Here is a 2,117-nt window from a genome sequence, read left to right on the forward strand (position 1 = left end):
GACCGCAGCAATAGTTTGTACATGACTTTTGTTACCGATCTTCGCTCGCCCGAAGACCCCAGTATTTTTAAACCAGCGGGTATGCTCTCTTATAATGAAGAACAGCAGAGATATACTATTCGCGATCCGAAAAAAGACGCACCTAATGCATTGTCGGGCAATGTGTTTACCTTCGATGAAAACAAACAAACAATTGCTTTTGAAGGCAAAGTAGATCTGCTCCCTTATCCCGAAGAAGGCCTCACTATTCAAACGGCAGGTACTGGTAAGGGAGACTTACAAACCAACGAGTACAAACTAGATGCTTTTATGAGTATTGATATTGACCTGCCTGCGCAAGCAGTGGCAATGATAGGCGAAGACTTAAACGCGGCTCTCAATAAGTCGGGGGCAAGAGCAGCTATCAACGACCGAACGCGGTTGTTATATAAACTAGCCGAATTCATTGGCGACCAAGCAGCTCGCGATTTTGACAAACAGTCTATTTCAAATTATACCTCACTAATTTCAGTGGCCCCTCAATTGGAGAAGACAATAGTATTAGCTGATGTGCAACTAGTTTGGTCCGATGAGCACAAAGCTTGGTACAGTACTTCTCCACTCGGCTTATCTAATATTCAAGAAACCGATATTAATGGTCAGGCTACCGGATTTTTAGAGATAAAACCTACTGACGAAGGAACGATTATTAACTTGTTTATGCAGGCTACGGCTGATTCATGGTACTATTTCTCGCATCAGAATAACCGAATGGGTATTTGGGCGTATAACGAAGATTTTTGCGATGAAATAGGAGAGCGCTCTAAAATGGGTAAAGCTGATTCAGACGAATTTGCTTTTTACCTCAGCGATATTTCCGAAACGCTAACCTTTGTCAATCGTTTCCGCCAAACCTACCTTGGTATTGATGAACCTTATAACTTCGACATTATACCGGATATGATTGCCGATGAGGAACTAGAAGAAGAGGACGAAGAAGCAGACCGCGACGGATTTTAATCTTTTTAGAGATAAGGTATACTGAATGATGCCATCTTGATGAAAAAAACTTCTAGAGCATATAGCTTATTTCAACCGAAATAGTCATCTCGCCAAAGTTTCTTATATTAAGGCCGTTAGCAAGCAGAAAACATTGGGTGCACTTAGAGCGTTGCTTAAACGAAAGAGAAGATTAGAAGATGACGATTTTTTATATAGGTTGTGCAGTACTTTTAGCGTATTTATTGGGTTCCATTCCTTCTGCCGTTTGGTACGGAAAGCGGATGTATGAAGTTGATGTGCGGGAGCACGGCAGTGGTAACGCCGGAGCTACCAACACGTTTCGGGTACTGGGCAAACGAGCCGGCATCATTGTTCTTCTGCTGGATATGCTAAAGGGAGCGGCGGCAACTTCCCTAGCTCGTCTGTTGCTTCAACAAGATATCATTCCTACCGACCAGTTGGTTGAGTTTCAATTGCTACTAGGTATCATTGCTGTAATAGGTCATATCTTCCCGGTGTTTACTAAGTTTGACGGAGGCAAAGGAATGGCTACACTGTCGGGTATGGTACTAATCATTCAGCCGGTAGTAGCACTATTGTGTGCCCTTGTGTTCTTAATCATCCTTGTTTCTACTAAATACGTCTCATTAGGTTCGCTGCTAGCGGCCTTATCATTTCCTTTATTTTTGTTGTTACGTCCGTTCCGCACGGGTGAGCCACTGCTGGTAGCGTTTGGATTTGCTATGTTCACCCTATTAGTCATCACTCACCAAAAAAACATCCGCCGCCTACTAAACGGAGACGAAAATCGCACCCACCTTTTTGTGAAGAAAGATTAAAAATTTTAGTGTTATTGTGTTAGGGTGTTCAAGTGTTAATGAATAATTTTACGAAGCAACACTGTAATATCTTAGAACTGCGGAACGGTCGCTATAACACCAAAATAATATGTCTAACTTTCAAACGTACGTAGAGCAAAATCAGGATCGTTTTTTAGATGAATTGTTTGATTTGCTAAGAATCCCTTCGGTAAGTACCGATTCTAAATTTGCGGACGATGTTCGTCGTACGGCGGATTTTTTAAAGGAACGGCTAGTAGAAGCCAAGTTTGATAACGATGAGGTAGTAGAAACCGA

At 42.1% G+C, this 2,117-nt stretch carries 1 protein-coding gene and 2 pseudogenes; all 3 read left to right on the forward strand.

Features of this window, described 5'->3' with window-relative positions; genetic code table 11:
- Positions 1-999, forward strand: a pseudogene (locus tag WBA23_RS25940) (hypothetical protein); the annotation flags it as partial.
- A gap of 179 nt (positions 1,000-1,178) precedes the next feature.
- On the forward strand, positions 1,179-1,820 hold the full coding sequence (gene plsY / locus WBA23_RS25945) for a glycerol-3-phosphate 1-O-acyltransferase PlsY (RefSeq protein WP_424585183.1): 642 nt from the start codon (positions 1,179-1,181) through the stop codon (positions 1,818-1,820).
- Positions 1,821-1,929: 109 nt separating this feature from the next.
- Positions 1,930-2,117 (forward strand): annotated as a pseudogene (locus WBA23_RS25950) (peptidase dimerization domain protein); the annotation flags it as partial.

Source organism: Tunicatimonas sp., from assembly GCF_049647865.1.
Taxonomy (GTDB): domain Bacteria; phylum Bacteroidota; class Bacteroidia; order Cytophagales; family Cyclobacteriaceae; genus Tunicatimonas.